Below are 16,980 nucleotides of genomic sequence, written 5' to 3'. Positions count from 1 at the left end.
CTCAATCCCTTCGCGATTCGAGACCGGGCATGGTCCCGGCATTGACCACCTGCACCGCCCGCAAAGCGGCGGCGGTTGCGCTTTGCACCGAGCGATTGACATCGAGAGCGTCCGTTGCGCAACCGGCGGCGAAGATCGCCCCGTTGCGCGGATCGGGCTCGATGAAACCGTCGCGATTGACCACCACCTCGAAGGGGAAATCATCGCCTCCCACACTCGGCTGCATCCCGATGGCGAGTACGACCAAATCATGCGGATTGGAGTAGCGTCGATAGCCCTCGGTATCCACACCATGCAATATCGGGTCGCCGCTTCGGGGATCGGCGGTGATATTGGCGACCTTGGATTTGATGAAACGCACCTTCGGATCGCTCTTGATCTTGCGGTAGAAATCCTCGAGACGATCGATGGCCCTGATATCGATGTAATAGATGGTGGCTTCGCCCTCGTCCCCGTAGCGCTCTCGGGTATAGGTGCTTTGCTTGAGCGAAACCATGCAGCAGATACGAGAGCAATGGCGCAAGTGATTGCGATCTCTGGAACCTGCGCACTGGATGAAGGCGACATTGCGCGCCGGAAGACCGTCCGAGGGACGCACCAACTTCCCCCCGGTCGGCCCCAGCGGATCCATCATGCGCTCGAGCTCCAAACTGGTGATGACATTCGGGATCCGACCGTAGCCGTAGGGCTGGATCTTCGCGGCATCGTAGGGCTTCCAGCCCGTGGCCCAGATCACCGCGGCGACTTTCAGCTCGACAGTCTCCTCGGTCATGTCGAGATCGATCGCCCCGTAGCGACAGGCATCGAATGCGCGGCGCGCATCCTCGGTGCCGATGATGCGCGGATCGAGCACGAATCGCTCCGGCCAAGCCATCGGATAGGGCAGATACGCCCCCTTGCGGCGAGCGGGCTTTAAGGGGCCGGTCGATGAATCACCGGATGGGTCAGCGCCGGATGAGTCACCGGATGAATCATCCGACGCGGCATGAGAGCGATCGGCGCTCGTCAACCCGAGACCGTCGTGGAATTCGTCGTTGAATTCGGCTTGCACCGCCTCGGCGCAGGCCCCGCAAGCGGTGCAGCGATCATTGACATAGCGCGGGGCGATGCGAACGCTCGCGGTGTAATCGCCCGCCGTCCCCCGCAACGATTCGAGCGAGGCCATGGTCAACACGCTCAGACGAGGGCTCGCCTTGATGCGACGCTGGTTGATTTCAAGGCCGCAAACGGGATGGCAAAGTTTCGGGAAATATTTATAGAGTTGGGTGATCCGCCCGCCGATGAAGGGACGTTTTTCAATCAGGATCACATCCTTGCCCGCTTCGGTGGCTTCCAAGGCCGCGGTGATCCCGCTGATCCCGCCGCCGACCACGAGGATGACGCCTTGGTCGGTACCGGCGCCCTCGATCCCGGGCACCGGCTCAGGCACCGGAATGTCCTTTGAGTTCCACTTTGATGTTCTCCTCATCGGAAAGACCCGCATAGTACTCGCGCAGGATGTCGAGCACTTCGGGGCGGCTGAAGGTCGACGGCACCGGCTCGCCCTCCGAGAGCATCTTGCGCAGCTTGGTTCCCGAGAGCAAAAGACGATCCGATGCTTCGTGAGGGCAAGTGCGCATCGATGCCATCTGATGGCAGCGATCGCACCAAAAGGTCCAGTCGATGCGGATCGGCTTCGTCAGCAGCGCATCGGGATCGATCTCGTCGAAGATATGATGCGAATCGAAGGGGCCGTAATAATCCCCCACTCCGGCATGATCCCGACCGACCAGCAAATGCGAGCAACCGTAGTTCTGACGAAAGAGCGCATGCAGCAAGGCCTCGCGCGGTCCGGCATAGCGCATGTCGAGCGGATAACCGGCATGCATGACCGTATTTTCGACGAAGTAGCCTCGGATCAGCGTGTCGATGGTCCGGGCCCGCACCGTCGCCGGAACATCGCCCGGTTTGAGATTGCCCAACAGGGAATGGACCAACACCCCATCGCAGATCTCGATGGCGATTTTCGCCAGATACTCGTGCGAGCGATGCATCGGATTGCGGGTCTGGAAGGCGGCGACGCTGCCCCAGCCCAAGGCTTCGAAACGAGCCCGGGTCTCGGCCGGGGTGAGAAAAAGAGCGCCGAATTCCTCGCGAAAACCGCCTTCGCTTAGCACCTTGACCGGACCGCCGAGATTGATCTCCCCTTGCTTCATCACCATCTCGACGCCCGGATGCGCCGGATCCTCGGTGCGAAAGACCGAGCGGCACTCGTGCGCTTTGTCGATGGAGTATTTTTCATCGACCCGCAAAATCGCCATCGGCTCCGATGCACCGGGACCGACCAAGGCGACCTCGGACCCCAAAGCCATGGACTGCGCCTTCGCCTTATCCACCGAGAGGGTGATCGGGATCGGCCAGAACGTTCCGTCGGCGGTTCGCATCTGCAGGCAAACCCCGTGCCAATCGGCCTGCCCCATAAAACCGGCCAATGGCGTGAATCCGCCGATGCCGAGCATCACGATATCCCCGGCTTCTCTCGATGTGATCTCGATCTTGGGCAGCTGCAAGGCATCCTTTCGCGCTTGAATCAGGGTTTTGCCCTCGGGCATCAAAGGGCGTAAGGAGCCACCGCCGTGGGGCCGAACCAAATTCGCCATCTATCCTCCCGCTACCGAGATCGTTTTCGAAAATGCGGATCAAGAAAAAAGTGAAGTCATCGAACGAGGGCGGTCAGCCGGCCCCCGATCACCGTAAAGCGTACGATACTTCTATTGGATAACAATAGAATGTTGTCGATGAAACGCCAACCAATTTTCTTTTGACCCGCCATAAACGATTTTTATCCGAAGGCGGACCCGGGGGTGTCTTCGAGCACGAGAGCGAATACGAGCGCGAGGGCGAAAGCGATGTTCGACAGCGGCACCGAACGAGGGCGTTTGGCCTTGGATGCTTGGATCGCCGCTCGGATCTCGATTCGGATCGATGCGCTCTCGCCGCGAAAACCCGGGCCGTTGATCGGATGAGGAGGAAGGCTTTTCGATGATCGATCGGCGCTTGCAGGTTTTTCATGCCGTTGCCGAGCTGCGGAGTTTCACCCGCGCCGGCCAACGGCTGCACATGACCCAACCGGCGGTGACTTTCCAGATCCGCCAACTCGAGGAGCATTTCAACACTCGACTGTTCAATCGCGAGCATAACCGGATCGAGCTCACCGAGGCCGGTCGACGGCTGGATGAGTACGCCAAGAGGATCCTCGCCCTCTATGCGGAGATGGACGGCTCCCTGCGAGAATTCTCCACCGGCATCGCCGGCACCCTCCTCTTGGGAGCCAGCATGACCATCGCCGAATACGATCTCCCGCGCCTGCTGGTGCGCTTCAAGAGGCAATTCGATGCCGTCGATATCAAACTCTCGGTCTCCAATACCGACGGGGTGGTGCAGATGGTGGTCGAAAACCGCATCGACCTCGGGCTCGTCGAGGGTCCGGTGCATAACCGAAGCCTGACGGTCAAACACTACGATATCGACCGTCTCGTCGTCGTCCTGCCTCCCGATCATCGGCTGGCCACCCGTAAAAAGATCCCCTTCAAATCCCTGCAAGATGTGCCGCTGATCTTGCGCGAAGAGGGATCGGGAACCCGCGAGGTCTTTTTGGAACATGCGAAACAAGCGGGATTCGAGTTGGAGGATTTCAATATCGCGATGGAACTCGGCAGCCCCGAGGCCATCAAGAGCGCGGTCGGGGCCGGACTCGGGGTCGGCGTGATCTCGATGGCCGCGCTGCGCAACGAAATCCGACTGCAAAGCCTGTTGGCAATCCCCCTCGACCCGCCCATCGAGCGACCCTTCTCCATCGTCCACCGCAAGCAGAAATTCCGAGTGCCCGCAGTCGAGGAGTTGCTCTCTTTCGCCACCGAAAAGGGTGATGACTGAAAGATGGGTGAGATGGCGGGGGAAGATGGCAAAGGGTGGATGACAAAGAGTGGATGACACATTGGCGCGCTCTTCGTTGCGAAGATGCTCTCGCTCTTGAAAGCATTCCCGCTACAAAGCGCCGGTGCCTCCTATCGGTTCATTGGTGGCGTCGGTGCGAGGACCAAGCCCTTTGGGAATCCTTCCGCTTATCCAGATAATCGCTATACCAAAGACCTCCCAAAGGTAGTCCCTCTTCCGTCATCGCCTTGACGATCTCGTTATCGCCGGCGCGGGCGATGGAGGAAAAACCGCTTTCGTCTTTTTCCAATATCCACACTTCCTCGGGGCTCAGCGCATCGACGAAATAAGGCTGATGGGTGGTCGCAAATATCTGGGTTCCCCTCTTGCCACCGGTGGCATGTTCTCGAAATTCATGGGCCAAGATGTCAAGTAGTTTGTGATACAGGCCGTTCTCCGGCTCTTCGATACAAATAAATGGAAATTATATCGGATAGTGCCGAGAAATATATCTTGACATTTCGATCGAAATAAAGTAAGGGTATAGGAACGGGTACACAAGTGATAACCACGGAGGAAGTAACCATGAAAAAGATAGCGATGATTGCGATGTTCTTCGGTTTCGTCGGTGCGGTGCACGCTGGCGTGTCCTGTACCGCCGAGGGCTGTCCGAGCCCGGATCCCCAAGCGAATTACGATGCGAACGAGGCTCTCGAAGCCTTGGATCGCATCGAGAAAACGATGACTGCCGATGGCTCTTGCCCTCACCCGCTCGGCTGCGGCTACATGAAGCCCGACGTCGAGGAAGAGAGCGGATGGATCGAGACCAAGCCGACCGACGATCCGATCATCACCGCCCAGCCGACTGGCAATGGCGGGTTCATACCTCCGCCCCAAGCCTTGGGATCGTGCGAGATTGAATGCAGTGACGTGATCGCAGACGATTACTACAGCGAGTGCATGAGCGATTGCGAGAACAAAAATCAGGCTTCGGTGGATCAAAATGTCGTTAATTTTCTGAACGACATCGCTCCTACGCCCGAGCAAGCCAACGAGTTGTTTGGCGAGCAGCACGCGTGGACGATTTGCGTCAATCTCATCTTCACGCCCACCTATTGCTTGTCGGGCAGCAAGGCGAGCATCGACGCGCCCACCCAGACCGCATTGGTGCAGTGCACCCCTGCGGGCAGCAAATGCTGCGTGACCAATCCCTTCGGGAAGGACTGGTGCTGGACGAACAAGTCTCGCCCCGAAGATGAGGGATTCGATGACATCGACAGCATCGAAGAGCAGCCGATGATGATGACATTGGGGTCGTGCGAGATTGAATGCCGTGACGTGCGCGAAGACGATTACGGCAAGTGCATGAGCGATTGCCAGAACAAAAATAAGGCTTCGGTCGAGCAAGAGCAGCCCACGATGACCGCCCTCATCGGGCGCGTGCCGCCGCCCCAAGCGAGCGGGGATTTGCAGCAGTGCGAGGCTGATTGCGACGCGCTCTATGTTCCCGGCGGGGCGACGCACGGGTCCTGTATGGAGGAATGTCATGTCTTTGTGGATGATGGAACCCGCGCGAGCACCGAGCAGCCGACAATGATCGCTGGCTATACTTGCGATGCAGTTTACTGCTGTTCAGACACCGGGTGCTGGCCGAACAAGGCTCATCTCGAAGTTGAGGAAATGGATGAGGGCATCAGCGAAGATGGATCTGTGCTCGGGTCTGCGGCTACCAAAGCGGACACGATGCTTGCGGGGCTGAGTGACTGCAAGTTCGATTGTGACGAGTATCATGACGGGTCGCAGTCTTGCTACGACACCTGCGACAAGTTTTTCCCGCAGGCGTCCATCGATGCAGGGCAGCCCACGACGATGATCGCTTCGTCGCCCGAGCCGGAATACGACATCAGGCTCGACACCGACCCGCTTTGCGGTACCGACCCGTACTCCTGCTTCCATCTAGCGGATAACGACGCTACCGTGGTGCGGGAGAATATGCAGGTTGCTATCCCGATTCTTATCTGGGTATTCAATCAACTCGCGGTCGATAACCCCTAAGTAGGCAAATAAGAGAGGGGCTCCATGCGAGCCCCTTTTTCTCGGTTATCTTTCGGCACTATTCGATATAATTCCCAAATAAATGGCGCCGGGGATGGATCGGCCAGCAACAATAGATAGGCGAAAACCTTCAAGGTTCCATCCGATATTTGCTGGGCATAGAAGGGATCGGAAAAACCGCTGTCGTTGAAGCACAACAATAATCGACCATCCTCGCTGCGCTTGGTATCGATGCTCTCGATGCCGGGGATGCGTTCTGCGATCTTTCTCAATACATCGCCGAACCTGCCTTTATGCTCTCGCTCCATGAACTCGACGACATTCGCCAAATTATCCCCTCGTCTATTCAGATGTCTTTGAGGACCGGCCATCGGCAAGTCGCGAGCCGCGAATGGAGTGAAATAACTCAGATACCAACCCTCGATGAATCTGCAAAAAGAGGCGAAGCGCGGGTGCTCCGCCAGCGATGCGATGGCAGCGATCCCCAGTTTGCGCTTATCCGAGAGATCGATCACTTGAGTATCAGGGCTCTCCTTATGCGATTGCTCTAAAAAGAAGTCCCGAATCATATCCCGCATCGATCCTTCTTTCTTGTCCACCTCCTTCGGTGCCAAACGATCTCCTTTCCAAGCGATCCCTTTGCCGTTTTCCAGCATCAAAAAAGAAAAAGGCCTACCCCTTGTCTGTCCCCGACGGCGCTGACGAAGACGCTCTCGCAATACGAAAGGACGCTGTTTCTCGTCCTTGTCGATCTCGAGTTCGTAGGTGATCGGTCTGGAATCTTTGTCTTCTCGGTAATAGATCTCGAAGGCGATCGGTAAATCCTCTCCTTGGGAGCGAATGCGATCGAATCCGCCCCTTCCTCGGGCATCGCAAGCCTCCTCGACTCCGGATTTCAGACAATCCGCCAAAAATCCGAAGGCATCGAAAAGGGTGCTTTTGCCCGCCCCGTTCTTGCCGATGACCACGGTCAGCGGCGTCAGGGGATCGATATGAGGCGTCGACCACAACTTGCCGAAGGTGATGTCCTTGAGGCTCCGGAAATTCTTGATCCGGATGCCTTCTATGGTCGCCATTTCACAAACGCCCGCTTTTTTAAGATTCGCAGCTTTCGCTTCGCTCCAAATCGATGCGCCACCAATCATCGCCGAGTCGATGATCGAAACGATGGTCGAGGCTCCGATCACCTTCGGCCCATTCGATGGTGAGGGTTTCTTCCAAGACATACTCCCGATGGGCGTCCAAGGCCGCACCGACCGCCTGCGAGCCCTCGATACGCAAGACGATGCGATCCGATACCTCGTATCCGGCCTGCTTGCGCGCCTCTTGCACGGTGCGCACCAATTCCCGGGCGAGCCCCTCTTGCACCAAAGACTCGTTCAATGTCAGGTCCAGCCCCACGAGATATCCGTTTTCTTCCGCGCTCGCATAGCCCTCGGCGGAAACCGACTCCACCAAGACATCGGGCGCCTCGAAAGAGCGCATTTCGCCCTCGACATCGATCTCGAAGGATTCCCCGGCGGCGACCTTGGCTGCGATGGCCGCCGCATCCGCAGCGAGAAGGGCATCGCGAATCGCCGGCACCTGCTTGCCGAAACGCTTGCCGATCCGGGGCAGGTTCGGCTTGATGCGATAGCGCACCAACTCGGCCCCGGGAGCGAGAATCTCCACCGCCTTGATATTCAGCTCTTCCAATAGCTGGTGTTCATGGCGCTGCACCACCTTGGCCGCATCCTCGATATCATCGGGCAATCGCACCAACAAGCGCGGTAGCGGTTGGCGCACCCGAACCTCGCTGCGATTGCGCGCCGCCCGACCCAAACCGACCAGCCGTTGCACGATATCGATTTCCTCGATCAGACGATCGTTCGCCGCCGCCGGATCGGCAAGCGGCCAATCATCGGCATGAACGCTGAACGATGCTTGGGGGTCGATATTGCAAACGAGATTTCGATGCACCGCCTCGGTGATGAAGGGCATGATCGGAGCCATCAGACGATTGGCGGTATGCAAGCATTCATAGAGGGTGAGATAGGCGGCTTGTTTATCCCGGCCCGGAGCCGCTTTCCAAAATCGGCGTCGATTGCGCCGCACATACCAGTTGCTCAGCTGATCGACGAAGGATTCGATGGTTCGCCCGGCGCGCAAGGCATCGTAGGATTCCAAGGCATCGGTCACTTGCGCAACGGTACGATGCAAAAGCGCCAAGGCCCAGCGATCGATCTCCGGGCGCTCATCGAGCGGCACATCGTTTTTCGGATCGAAGCCGTCGAGCTTGGCATACATCACGAAGAAAGCGTAGGTATTCCACCAAGTATTGATGAAGCCCGAAGCCACTTCCCGGACGAAATCCACCGAAATTCTTTTTTGCCCCTCGGGAGCGATACGGCAGGCCAGATACCAACGCAAAGGATCGGCACCGACATGATCGAAGACATCGTAAGGGTCGATGATATTGCCCTGCGATTTCGACATCTTGCGCCCGTCCTTGTCGACGATATGGGCAAGGCAGACGCAATTGCGATAGGCGACGCTATCGGAAACCAAGGTGGCGATGGCATGCAAGGAATAGAACCATCCGCGGGTCTGGTCGATCGCCTCGCAGATATAGTCGGCGGGAAATCTCCGCTCGAAGAGTTCCTTGTTCTCGAAGGGATAGTGAAACTGCGCGTATGACATCGCCCCCGAATCGAACCAGCAATCGATCACCTCCGGGACGCGGCGATAGGTGCGTTTATTCTGCGGGTGCTCGAATACGATCTCGTCCACCGCCGGACGATGCAGATCCAAATCGCTCAACGAACGCCCGCACAGACTCTCGAGTTCGGCGACCGAACCGATGCAAAGATAATCGCCTTCGCCGTCGGTCCATATCGGAAGCGGAGTTCCCCAAAAACGCTCGCGCGAAAGCGCCCAGTCGACATTCCCCGCCAACCAATTCCCGAAACGACCCTCCTTGATCGTTTCCGGCACCCAATTGATGGTGCGATTCAACTCCACCATGCGATCCCGAAAACGGGCGGTCTCGATATACCAAGCGTGCTTGGCGTAGTAGATCAGAGGATCGCCGGTACGCCAGCCGTGGGGATAGTTATGGGTGAACTTCTCGGCTCGATACATCGATCCGCGTTCTTGCAAAAGACGGATCAGGATCGGATCGGCCTCTTTGAAAAACATCCCGGCGACCGGCTCCACCTCGGGCAAGAAGCATCCATCGAGCCCCACCGCATGCACCACCGGCACCCCCTTATCCCGACATAGACGAATATCGTCCTCGCCGTAAGCGGGGGCGCAATGCACGATGCCGGTGCCGTCCTCGATGGTGACGAAATCCGCGGTCCAGACTTGGCAAATCGGCCCCGAGGCCTCCAGATAATCGAAGAGCCTTCGATAACGCATCCCTTCCAAATCCCGGCCTTTGAAGCGCTTTTCGATCACCGCCGGGGCATCGCGCAAGGCGGCTTCGATCAGGGCTTCGGCGAGAATCAAGGATTCATCGCCGGTGCGCACCTGAACATAGTCCACATCCGGATGCACCGCAAGAGCGAGATTGGCGGGCAAGGTCCAAGGGGTGGTGGTCCAAACCAGAAAAGAAACGCCCTCTTCGGACTCCAAGGAGAAGCGAACGTAAATCGACGGATCTTCGACTTCCCGGTAGCCGAGCGAGACCTCGTGCGAAGAAAGGGTCGCGCCGATCCGCGGATCGTAGGGAACGACTTTATGCCCCTGATAGATAAGACCCTTATCCCATATCTGCCGCAACAACCACCATACCGATTCGATGAAATCATTGTCGAGGGTGTAATAGGCATCGTTCATATTGACCCAAAAGCCCATGCGCTCGGTCATCTTTTCCCAATCGCCGATATAGCGCATCACCGATTCGCGACAGCGGCGGGTGAACTCCGCGATCCCCACTTGTCGCTCGATTTCACCCTTGTCGAAGATGCCGAGTTCTTTTTCGATCTCGTGCTCGACCGGCAATCCATGGGTATCCCAACCGGCTTTGCGCGGGCAGTGATAGCCTTGCATGGTCTTGAAGCGCGGAAAGATATCCTTGAAGGTCCGCGCCAAAACATGATGGATTCCGGGGCGACCGTTGGCCGTCGGCGGACCCTCGTTCCAGCAATAAAGGGGACGTCCCTCGCTGGCGCGCTGCACCTTGTCGAAAACATCGCGTTCGCGCCATACCGAAAGGACCTCCTCTTCCAACCGAACGCCATCGTAGCGAACCGGCACGTCTTCGAATTCCCTCACTGTTGACTCCTTGGTGGTAGCGATATTTAGCGGCGGCGATACTTCCTTTACTATCGGATCTTATGCCCCTTGAAGATCCGATGCGGATGGCGTCTTCCAGTCGAAGCGAAAACGCGACAACCCCGAAAGCAACCCGATCGCGGCGAGGATCAACGCCGGGATATCCCCGATCTTGACATAAGGCGTCGCTCCGCGCATCGGCACGATCTCGAAGGATTCCGCCGCCACCTCGAATTGGGGGAGGATACCGGCCACCTCTCCGGCGGGCGAGACCACCGCGCTGATACCGGTATTGGCGGATCGCACCAGCCAGCGCCCGCTCTCGATGGCCCGAGCGCGGGCAATCTCGAAATGCTGGTGCGGTCCGATGGAATCGCCGAACCAGGCATCGTTGCTGATCGTCACCAAGAACGCGGCCTCCGGCAGGCTGCGACGCACCTCCTTTGCGAAAGCGATCTCGTAGCAGATCGACACCCCGAAGGCATGATCGCCCAAGCGCAACGGGGTTTGATCCTCGGCTCCGGGCTCGAAATCCGCCAACCTGATACCCAAAGCGTTCATCACCGGCCGGACCAACCACGCCAAGGGAATGTACTCCCCGAAAGGAACGAGGTGGCGTTTGTGGTAGATCGCCCGATCCGCCCCGATGGTCATCGCCGAGTTGAAGTAGCGAAGGTCCGCCCCGCTTGCGCTGCGCTCTCGCACCAGCATTCCGGTGAGGATGGTTCTCTTTTGGAGCGATGGATCCGCGCGCGCCCTTTCCATGAAATCCGAGAGATTATCAAGAAAACCCGGCAAGGCCGTCTCCGGCCAGACCACCAGATCCGCTTGCGGATATCGACGGGTGAGATCGAAATAGCGATCGATGGTCGGGGCGCGCATCTGCGCAAGCCATTTTTGATCCTGCGCGATATTGCCCTGAGCGATCGCCACTTCGATCGGCGACCCGGCAGGACGGGTCCACTCGATGGGGCTAAGCGCCGCCCCGCCGCCCCATAACAAGATCGCCGCCCCCACCGGCCAGAGCACCGCTCCTATGCTACGGCGAAGGAAAAGCCAAGCGATGCCTCCGGCGAGCAGCGCCACCAAGATGCCCACACCATGGATACCGACCAACGGCAACCATGGCGCCGCCGGGGTGTCGATTTGCGAATACCCAACCTGCAGCCAAGGCAAGCCGGTGAACAGCGTACCGCGCAACCACTCCCAGAGCGTCCACGACGCCGGGCAGACCCCGAGCAAAAAAGAGGCACCTGCAATTCGCTTGGATGACCCGTCTTTGGTCTTGGTCGCCAACGAAATCAAGGCTCCCAGTAGCGCCGGAAAGAGCGAAACCAAGGCGACGAAGCCCAACGCGAGCACCGGGGACACCACCTCCGGAACATCGGAGAAAGCGAAACTCTCGCGCACCCAAGAAAGACCGATCCCGAACATCCCCAGCCCGAAAAGCCAGCCGCGCAAAAAAGCCCGACGAATACCCGATCCATCGTGCCAAGCAAGGAAAAGCGCAGCCAAGGCCAAGGGGGCGAGCGGAAAAAGATGGAAAGGGGCGAAAGCGAAGGGCATCGCCGCTCCCGCCAAGGCACATCCGGCCTCGATCCGACATCGAAAGAACCATCCCGAGGGCCGGGCACGATCGGGCGTGGATGGGCGAGGCGAGCCTCGGTCGGCATCGCTTGCGCTTTTTGAGGGCTTGGGCGCTCGATCCGGCTTCGATCCGCGAGCGGACATCGCGCCGATCGCACTGAAAAGCGCTCGGAAATGCGCACGATGAGCGCTCGGATCGGTATGGCTTTCGAAAGGCATCTTCAAAAGACCCGGAGGGTCTCGTCGGATCCGATCTCATCGAGTGGGCGATTCCCGGATGCGGTGCCAAGACCCGTTTGATGAGCGATTGCAAGCCGGGATCTTCGGATCGGAATCGAGGAAACCCGCCTCATCGGCGGTTCCCTTCGAAGAGGAATTCGAAAGAACGATTCATCTCGCAAGCAGCCTCGGCCGGTGGCCCGAATTGACGGGACCCGAGAATAGCGAGCGGTCGCGGCATCGAATAGGCTCGTTTTTTTCATCGCAAAAGGGATGTTCTTCATATCTTTTTCGGATTCGATCCTTGCCCTGAGATTCTGAAAAGCCCGCCTTTTCATGGACTTCTCTTCGAGAGCCTCCATGGTTTCGCCGAAAGCGATGACGGCTTGCGCCGAACGATATCGACGCTCGGCACGAGGGGCTTTTTTCGATGAGGTTTGGACCTCGGCAAAGATCGAGAACGGCGCACTGCCGACGATACGAGACGATCCTCACAAGGCAATCGCCTTGACCGGACTCGATAGGCATCGAAAAAATAGCGTTCGACCGGCGGCTCAACCGGCGAAGGCGGGTTCGGGCAAACCGACGACCGGCGATTGTGCCACCAACACCCTACCGGCATGATCGGGATATCGGGCGAGCTCGGCTTCGGGATCATCACCCAAGGCGGAGGTGACGACCAAGTAGTCCAGGTCGGGACCGGCGAAACAGGGCATGGTCGGAAAGGAAAGAGGCAGCCTTTGTTCGAAGACGATCTCACCCTTGGAATCGAAGCGCACGATACTCGAGCCCTCGTAGAGGACGGTCCAATAGCAATGCTCGTCATCGAATACCGCTCCGTCGGGCCGCCCCTTTTGTTCGCGCGACCACTCATGGAGCGGCTTGCGGGGGCCGATGGCTCCTCGCTCCAAGTCGAAATCGGAACGGTACACGCTCCATTGCTCCGAATCGGCATACCAGACTTCCTTGGCATCAGGGTGGAAGGCCAAACCGTTGAAGGTGGAAAACCCCTCCTGCACGGTCTCGATCTGCATGGTTTGCGGATCGAGCATATACAGCGCCGCCCCGCCTCGGACTTCGAAGTCGATCGTGCCGACCCACAGGCGTCCTAATGCATCGCAGCGTCCGTCATTGAAACGACCTCCTCTGGCGACAAACGCCGGATCGGGATGCGCACAGAGCCGCTCGAGCCGCTCGCCTGCGAAAGGATCACCGGCATAGATACCATCTTCCATCGCCAGCACGAGCCCACCTCGCTCCCGCAGAACGAGACAACCGGCTTTTTGCTCCAGATCGCAACGCTCGGCGCCGCTTCCATCGAGATGCATGCGCCATAACGTCCGAGAATCGATATCCGTCCAATAAATCCGCTCTTCCCCCGCATGCCAACGAGGACTCTCACCGAGCCGACAAGGCCTATCGCCTAGAACAGCCCATCGAAGTTCTTTCATGGATCGATCCCCCTTGGGTGTTCGAAATATCCCCGATATCCTTGGCCGATCTCGACACTGCGAAACCGACTGCACTGTGCCGCTCGGCTCGAAAATTCTAGCCTACAAGGGATTTTAGATGACCATGCAAGGACGGTCACATAATAAAGACGAGAATCCGCCGCCGAGCGTCTACCGGCTCATCACCCATACCTCGAACTCGCCCTACAGCCCGAGGCGATAACAAGACATCAACAGCGAAATAATGCACGGACTTCGAATGAAAAGCGGATTCATCGAAAAATGCCGATGAGATGATGGTAAAACCTTTGACCCAAGGCGAATACCCCAAACGAAGAATGACGCCAAATCGTCCAAGTTGTGGGAAATTTGATGGATATTCCAAAAATTAGCGATTACGAGCAACAAAGTACGATGCAAGCATAATCGGCGATTTATTACATTCGGGTATGTCGGCAAGCCGAAACCAACGATATCGGAGAGGCAATAGAGGAAAATACCCTGAGGAACCATCAACTCGCCATCTAGGACCATTTCTTTCCTTTGCACAGTACTTTCAGTGCTTCCTCCATCATCTCGGCTCTTTTTTTGATAAATTTCTCATAATTTCCATTCCGTCCGGTTTTCACATTCAATTCATCATAAGGAATCAGATGTGATTCAACTCGCTTCCTCACATCTTTTTCCTTAGTATTTCCTACTATTCTTTGGGATAAGTAATCTTCGGGTTTTTTCGCAGCAATCTTTTTATTTGAATTTGCCTGAATCAAAATGAAATTCAATGGATGATCTATTTCATCGTCCCTTCTGTTCTCACTTTTCAGCATCTTTTGCGGAAAGAGATGATGATATTCACGAGATTTTATGTTGGAGAAATCTATTACTCCGCCAGATGCAAGATCCCAAGATCCCTTTTTCAAACTCAAAATCAACAATGCTCTTGAGAGTTTATCCTTCGATTTAGGACTTTTAAGAGCGTCTTCTATATTAGACAGAGCCTTACTATCTGGAATCGGATGTTTATTTGCATTGAAAACATACTCGGTACGCTTAGCAAAATGGCCATTCTTGACAATTTCTTCTATCATGGTTCGCAACATTATATAATCTTGGTGCAGATAAGATTCCGCCGAGCTATCATACCTATCAGTAACAAAACTAAGCCACAAATAAGAACGAATCAATTCGTCTATCTGACCTTCATTATCGGAATCTACATTCATCGGAATATTTGCATAAAGTGCAGGCAAAACTCGCAATGGCACCTCAGAAGGCAAACGTTTTTCATCATAGATAGACTCTCGTTCTAAAAATTTCAATGTCTTATCTATAGAATCAATAATTCTATCCCATTTATTAACAACCGTCATCACTACATCTGAATCTGTATAATTACTTTTCTTAGGTGAAAGTGTTATAACTTCTCCATTATCTCTCTTTTTCTTTTTAGTCAGAAGACAAGCAACTTTCAAAATCAATTCCACCAATTTATTCATTCTTCCTCTAAGAGGAAAAAATCGTTCTATCCGTTCTTTTTCAATTTCAATTTTTTCAATTTTATCTCGAAAGCGTTCCCATGAACTACCTTCAATATTTTCACCTTCAATAAGCGCTATCGCAATTTCGGGCTGCGTCATTTTAATGGAAGATGTGTTTATTGTAATGAAAGTATCGATTACTTCTTTGGGATCTATATCTTTTAATCTCTCATCTTCTGGGATAATATGATAAGAAATATCTCTTGCGTTAAAATCGACATTATACTGATCTATTTTTCTATATAAATTCTCCAAATTATCGCTATCACTACACATTCTTTCAAACCAAGGCTTTATTTCGTACCTCAATTCCTTAGATAAAAATCTTGCAGGAATAAGATCTTCACCACAAAAATAGATTTTCTCATCTGATTCTCTACTGCCTTCATTGATTTTCTTGCATACTATATTCATAATAAAATTCTGTTCGTCTTTTTTGTTTATTTTCATAAAAAACTCCCTTTTTTTATTTCCTTCATCGGGAACTTTATTATTCAAAACACACCAGATAGCAGTAAGCCTCTGCTGTCCATCCAAAATCACCTTATCGCAGTGGTTTTCATCAAAACAATCCTCAGATCCAGCAATTGAATGCGGTTTAAATAATTTGTATTTTCCATCATATCTAAATAACAATATCGTGCCAACCGGCTTCTTTCTGATGATAGCAAGAATCAGCTTAGAAATTGTCTCGTCTTTCCATACGAATTTTCTCTGAAATCTAGGTAGACCAATTTTTCCGTGTTTGATTTCATCCATCCATCTTTCGATAGTACTATTGGTCGGTTGGCCGCTGCTCATGCTCTTATCCTCAGTTTGCGAATGCCGGATTGAATGATGGTGATCGCCCGCCGGATTTCCTCTTCGGTGGTGAAACGGCCGATGCCGATTCGAAGAGAGGAGTCGGCTTGGGCGTTGGATAGACCGTAGGATTTGAGGACGCTCGAGGCCTTGGTGCTCGCCGAGGTGCAGGCGGAGCCCGTCGATAGTTGCAAGCCCTCGAAGGCTTGTAGGTATTGCTCGCCCAAGGCACCCTCCAAGCACACGCTGAAACTGCCCGGAGCGCGCTGCTCCTCGCTGCCGTTGAGCCTGGCTTTGGGGTGCGCCTGTCGAATGCCCTCTATCAGCATGCCCGCCAATTGGCCGATCCGTTTCATATCCTTTGGGAGATCGGCTCTGGCGATGCGGCAGGCTTCGCCGAAGCCGACGCATAAAGGAACCGGCAGAGTTCCCGAGCGCAGACCACGCTCTTGTCCTCCTCCCAATACGAGCGGCTGGATCGGCACCTTCGGGCGGGGGCGTACATAAAGCGCCCCGATCCCTTTGGGGCCATAAGCCTTGTGGCTGGAAAGGGTCATCAGATCGACCCCGATCTTGCGCACATCGAGCGGAATCTTGCCCAAACTCTGGGCGCAGTCGGAATGAAACAATGCCCCGGCCTTGTGACAAAGATCCGCAATCTCCGCCAAGGGCTGTACCACCCCGGTCTCGTTATTGACATGCATGACCGATACCAGTAGCGTATTGCGATCGATCGCCGCCGATAACTTATCGATATTGACCAGCCCCGAGCGACCCACCGGAATCACCACTGCTTCGAAACCCTCTTTTTTGAGAGCGCGCACCGGTTCCAAAATCGATTTATGCTCGCTGGCCAGCGTGATCACCCTCTTTCTACCCTTCGAAGCGGCGCGAGCCACTCCGAAGACGGCGAGATTGTTCGCCTCCGTCGCCCCCGAGGTGAAGGTGATCGATCCCGACACCGCTCCGACCGCCTTCGCCACCTCGCGTCTGGCCTTGTTGACAGCGTTGCCGGCATCGATGCCCGCCATATAGTCATTGACATGCGGGTTGGCGAAAGAACGCTCATCCCAGTCGCTCATCGCCTTGCCGACGCGAGCATCCACCGGGGTGGTGGCTTGGTAATCGAGGTAGATCTTTTTTCCGGCGGCCATCTT

At 55.6% G+C, this 16,980-nt stretch carries 11 protein-coding genes; 2 read left to right on the top strand and 9 right to left on the bottom strand.

Annotated elements, in window-relative coordinates; all coding sequences use genetic code 11:
- Nucleotide 1 precedes the first annotated feature (1 nt).
- Together BF99_RS23715 and sat are read right to left on the bottom strand one after the other, a co-directional pair.
- Complete coding sequence (locus BF99_RS23715; protein ID WP_231471325.1) at nucleotides 2–1,429, bottom strand: FAD-dependent oxidoreductase; 1,428 nt, start codon at nucleotides 1,427–1,429, stop codon at nucleotides 2–4.
- Entirely contained in the window at nucleotides 1,422–2,639 is a 1,218-nt protein-coding gene (gene sat, locus BF99_RS0106690; protein ID WP_025770266.1) for a sulfate adenylyltransferase, read from the bottom strand. The genes BF99_RS23715 and sat overlap by 8 nt, the downstream gene beginning before the upstream one ends.
- Nucleotides 2,640–3,021: 382 nt before the next feature.
- Between sat and BF99_RS0106680 the strand changes: the two genes are divergently transcribed.
- Entirely contained in the window at nucleotides 3,022–3,915 is an 894-nt protein-coding gene (locus BF99_RS0106680; protein WP_025770265.1) for a LysR family transcriptional regulator, read from the top strand.
- A 139-nt stretch (nucleotides 3,916–4,054) separates the two neighbouring features.
- Here the strand turns inward: BF99_RS0106680 and BF99_RS0106675 are convergent, their stop codons facing one another.
- Complete coding sequence (locus BF99_RS0106675; protein WP_306699633.1) at nucleotides 4,055–4,384, bottom strand: AAA family ATPase; 330 nt, start codon at nucleotides 4,382–4,384, stop codon at nucleotides 4,055–4,057.
- Nucleotides 4,385–4,500: 116 nt separating this feature from the next.
- Here BF99_RS0106675 and BF99_RS0106670 point away from each other — a divergent pair, with 116 nt between their 5' ends.
- Nucleotides 4,501–5,970 (top strand): hypothetical protein, encoded by a 1,470-nt coding sequence (locus tag BF99_RS0106670; protein WP_156013202.1) that lies wholly within the window; start codon nucleotides 4,501–4,503, stop codon nucleotides 5,968–5,970.
- Here BF99_RS0106670 and BF99_RS0106665 read toward each other — a convergent pair.
- The 6 genes from BF99_RS0106665 to BF99_RS0106635 all read right to left on the bottom strand — a co-directional run bounded on the left by BF99_RS0106665 (nucleotide 5,967) and on the right by BF99_RS0106635 (nucleotide 16,977).
- Nucleotides 5,967–7,046 (bottom strand): AAA family ATPase, encoded by a 1,080-nt coding sequence (locus tag BF99_RS0106665; RefSeq protein WP_025770262.1) that lies wholly within the window; start codon nucleotides 7,044–7,046, stop codon nucleotides 5,967–5,969. The genes BF99_RS0106670 and BF99_RS0106665 overlap by 4 nt on opposite strands.
- A 19-nt stretch (nucleotides 7,047–7,065) precedes the next feature.
- The gene (gene ileS, locus BF99_RS0106660; RefSeq protein WP_197019059.1) at nucleotides 7,066–10,227 is read right to left on the bottom strand and encodes an isoleucine--tRNA ligase; all 3,162 of its coding nucleotides are present in this window, start codon (nucleotides 10,225–10,227) and stop codon (nucleotides 7,066–7,068) included.
- A gap of 60 nt (nucleotides 10,228–10,287) precedes the next feature.
- Complete coding sequence (gene lnt / locus BF99_RS0106655) at nucleotides 10,288–11,808, bottom strand: apolipoprotein N-acyltransferase (RefSeq protein WP_231471323.1); 1,521 nt, start codon at nucleotides 11,806–11,808, stop codon at nucleotides 10,288–10,290.
- Nucleotides 11,809–12,587: 779 nt separating this feature from the next.
- The gene (locus tag BF99_RS0106645) at nucleotides 12,588–13,484 is read right to left on the bottom strand and encodes an SMP-30/gluconolactonase/LRE family protein (protein WP_081759139.1); all 897 of its coding nucleotides are present in this window, start codon (nucleotides 13,482–13,484) and stop codon (nucleotides 12,588–12,590) included.
- A 524-nt stretch (nucleotides 13,485–14,008) separates the two neighbouring features.
- Nucleotides 14,009–15,823, bottom strand: coding sequence for a DUF262 domain-containing protein (locus tag BF99_RS0106640; RefSeq protein ID WP_081759138.1), 1,815 nt, complete (start codon nucleotides 15,821–15,823; stop codon nucleotides 14,009–14,011).
- Complete coding sequence (locus BF99_RS0106635; RefSeq protein WP_025770256.1) at nucleotides 15,820–16,977, bottom strand: cysteine desulfurase family protein; 1,158 nt, start codon at nucleotides 16,975–16,977, stop codon at nucleotides 15,820–15,822. Before BF99_RS0106635 ends, BF99_RS0106640 begins: the two co-directional genes overlap by 4 nt.
- Between the last annotated feature and the right edge of the window lie 3 nt (nucleotides 16,978–16,980).

Origin of the sequence: Thioalkalivibrio sp. HK1 (assembly GCA_000583135.1) — a bacterium.
Classification (GTDB): domain Bacteria; phylum Pseudomonadota; class Gammaproteobacteria; order HK1; family HK1; genus HK1.
The sequence above is the reverse complement of the archived record's forward strand: the minus strand, read 5'-3'. Positions and strand labels throughout refer to the sequence as shown.

What these genes read in the sequence shown, in the direction of transcription:
- BF99_RS0106670 (WP_156013202.1), top strand. Translation starts at nt 4,501, where the DNA reads ATGAAAAAGATAGCGATGATTGCGATGTTCTTCGGTTTCGTCGGTGCG.
- sat (WP_025770266.1), bottom strand. Translation starts at nt 2,639, where the DNA reads ATGGCGAATTTGGTTCGGCCCCACGGCGGTGGCTCCTTACGCCCTTTG.
- BF99_RS0106635 (WP_025770256.1), bottom strand. Translation starts at nt 16,977, where the DNA reads ATGGCCGCCGGAAAAAAGATCTACCTCGATTACCAAGCCACCACCCCG.
- BF99_RS0106645 (WP_081759139.1), bottom strand. Translation starts at nt 13,484, where the DNA reads ATGAAAGAACTTCGATGGGCTGTTCTAGGCGATAGGCCTTGTCGGCTC.
- BF99_RS0106665 (WP_025770262.1), bottom strand. Translation starts at nt 7,046, where the DNA reads ATGGCGACCATAGAAGGCATCCGGATCAAGAATTTCCGGAGCCTCAAG.
- BF99_RS0106680 (WP_025770265.1), top strand. Translation starts at nt 3,022, where the DNA reads ATGATCGATCGGCGCTTGCAGGTTTTTCATGCCGTTGCCGAGCTGCGG.
- BF99_RS0106640 (WP_081759138.1), bottom strand. Translation starts at nt 15,823, where the DNA reads ATGAGCAGCGGCCAACCGACCAATAGTACTATCGAAAGATGGATGGAT.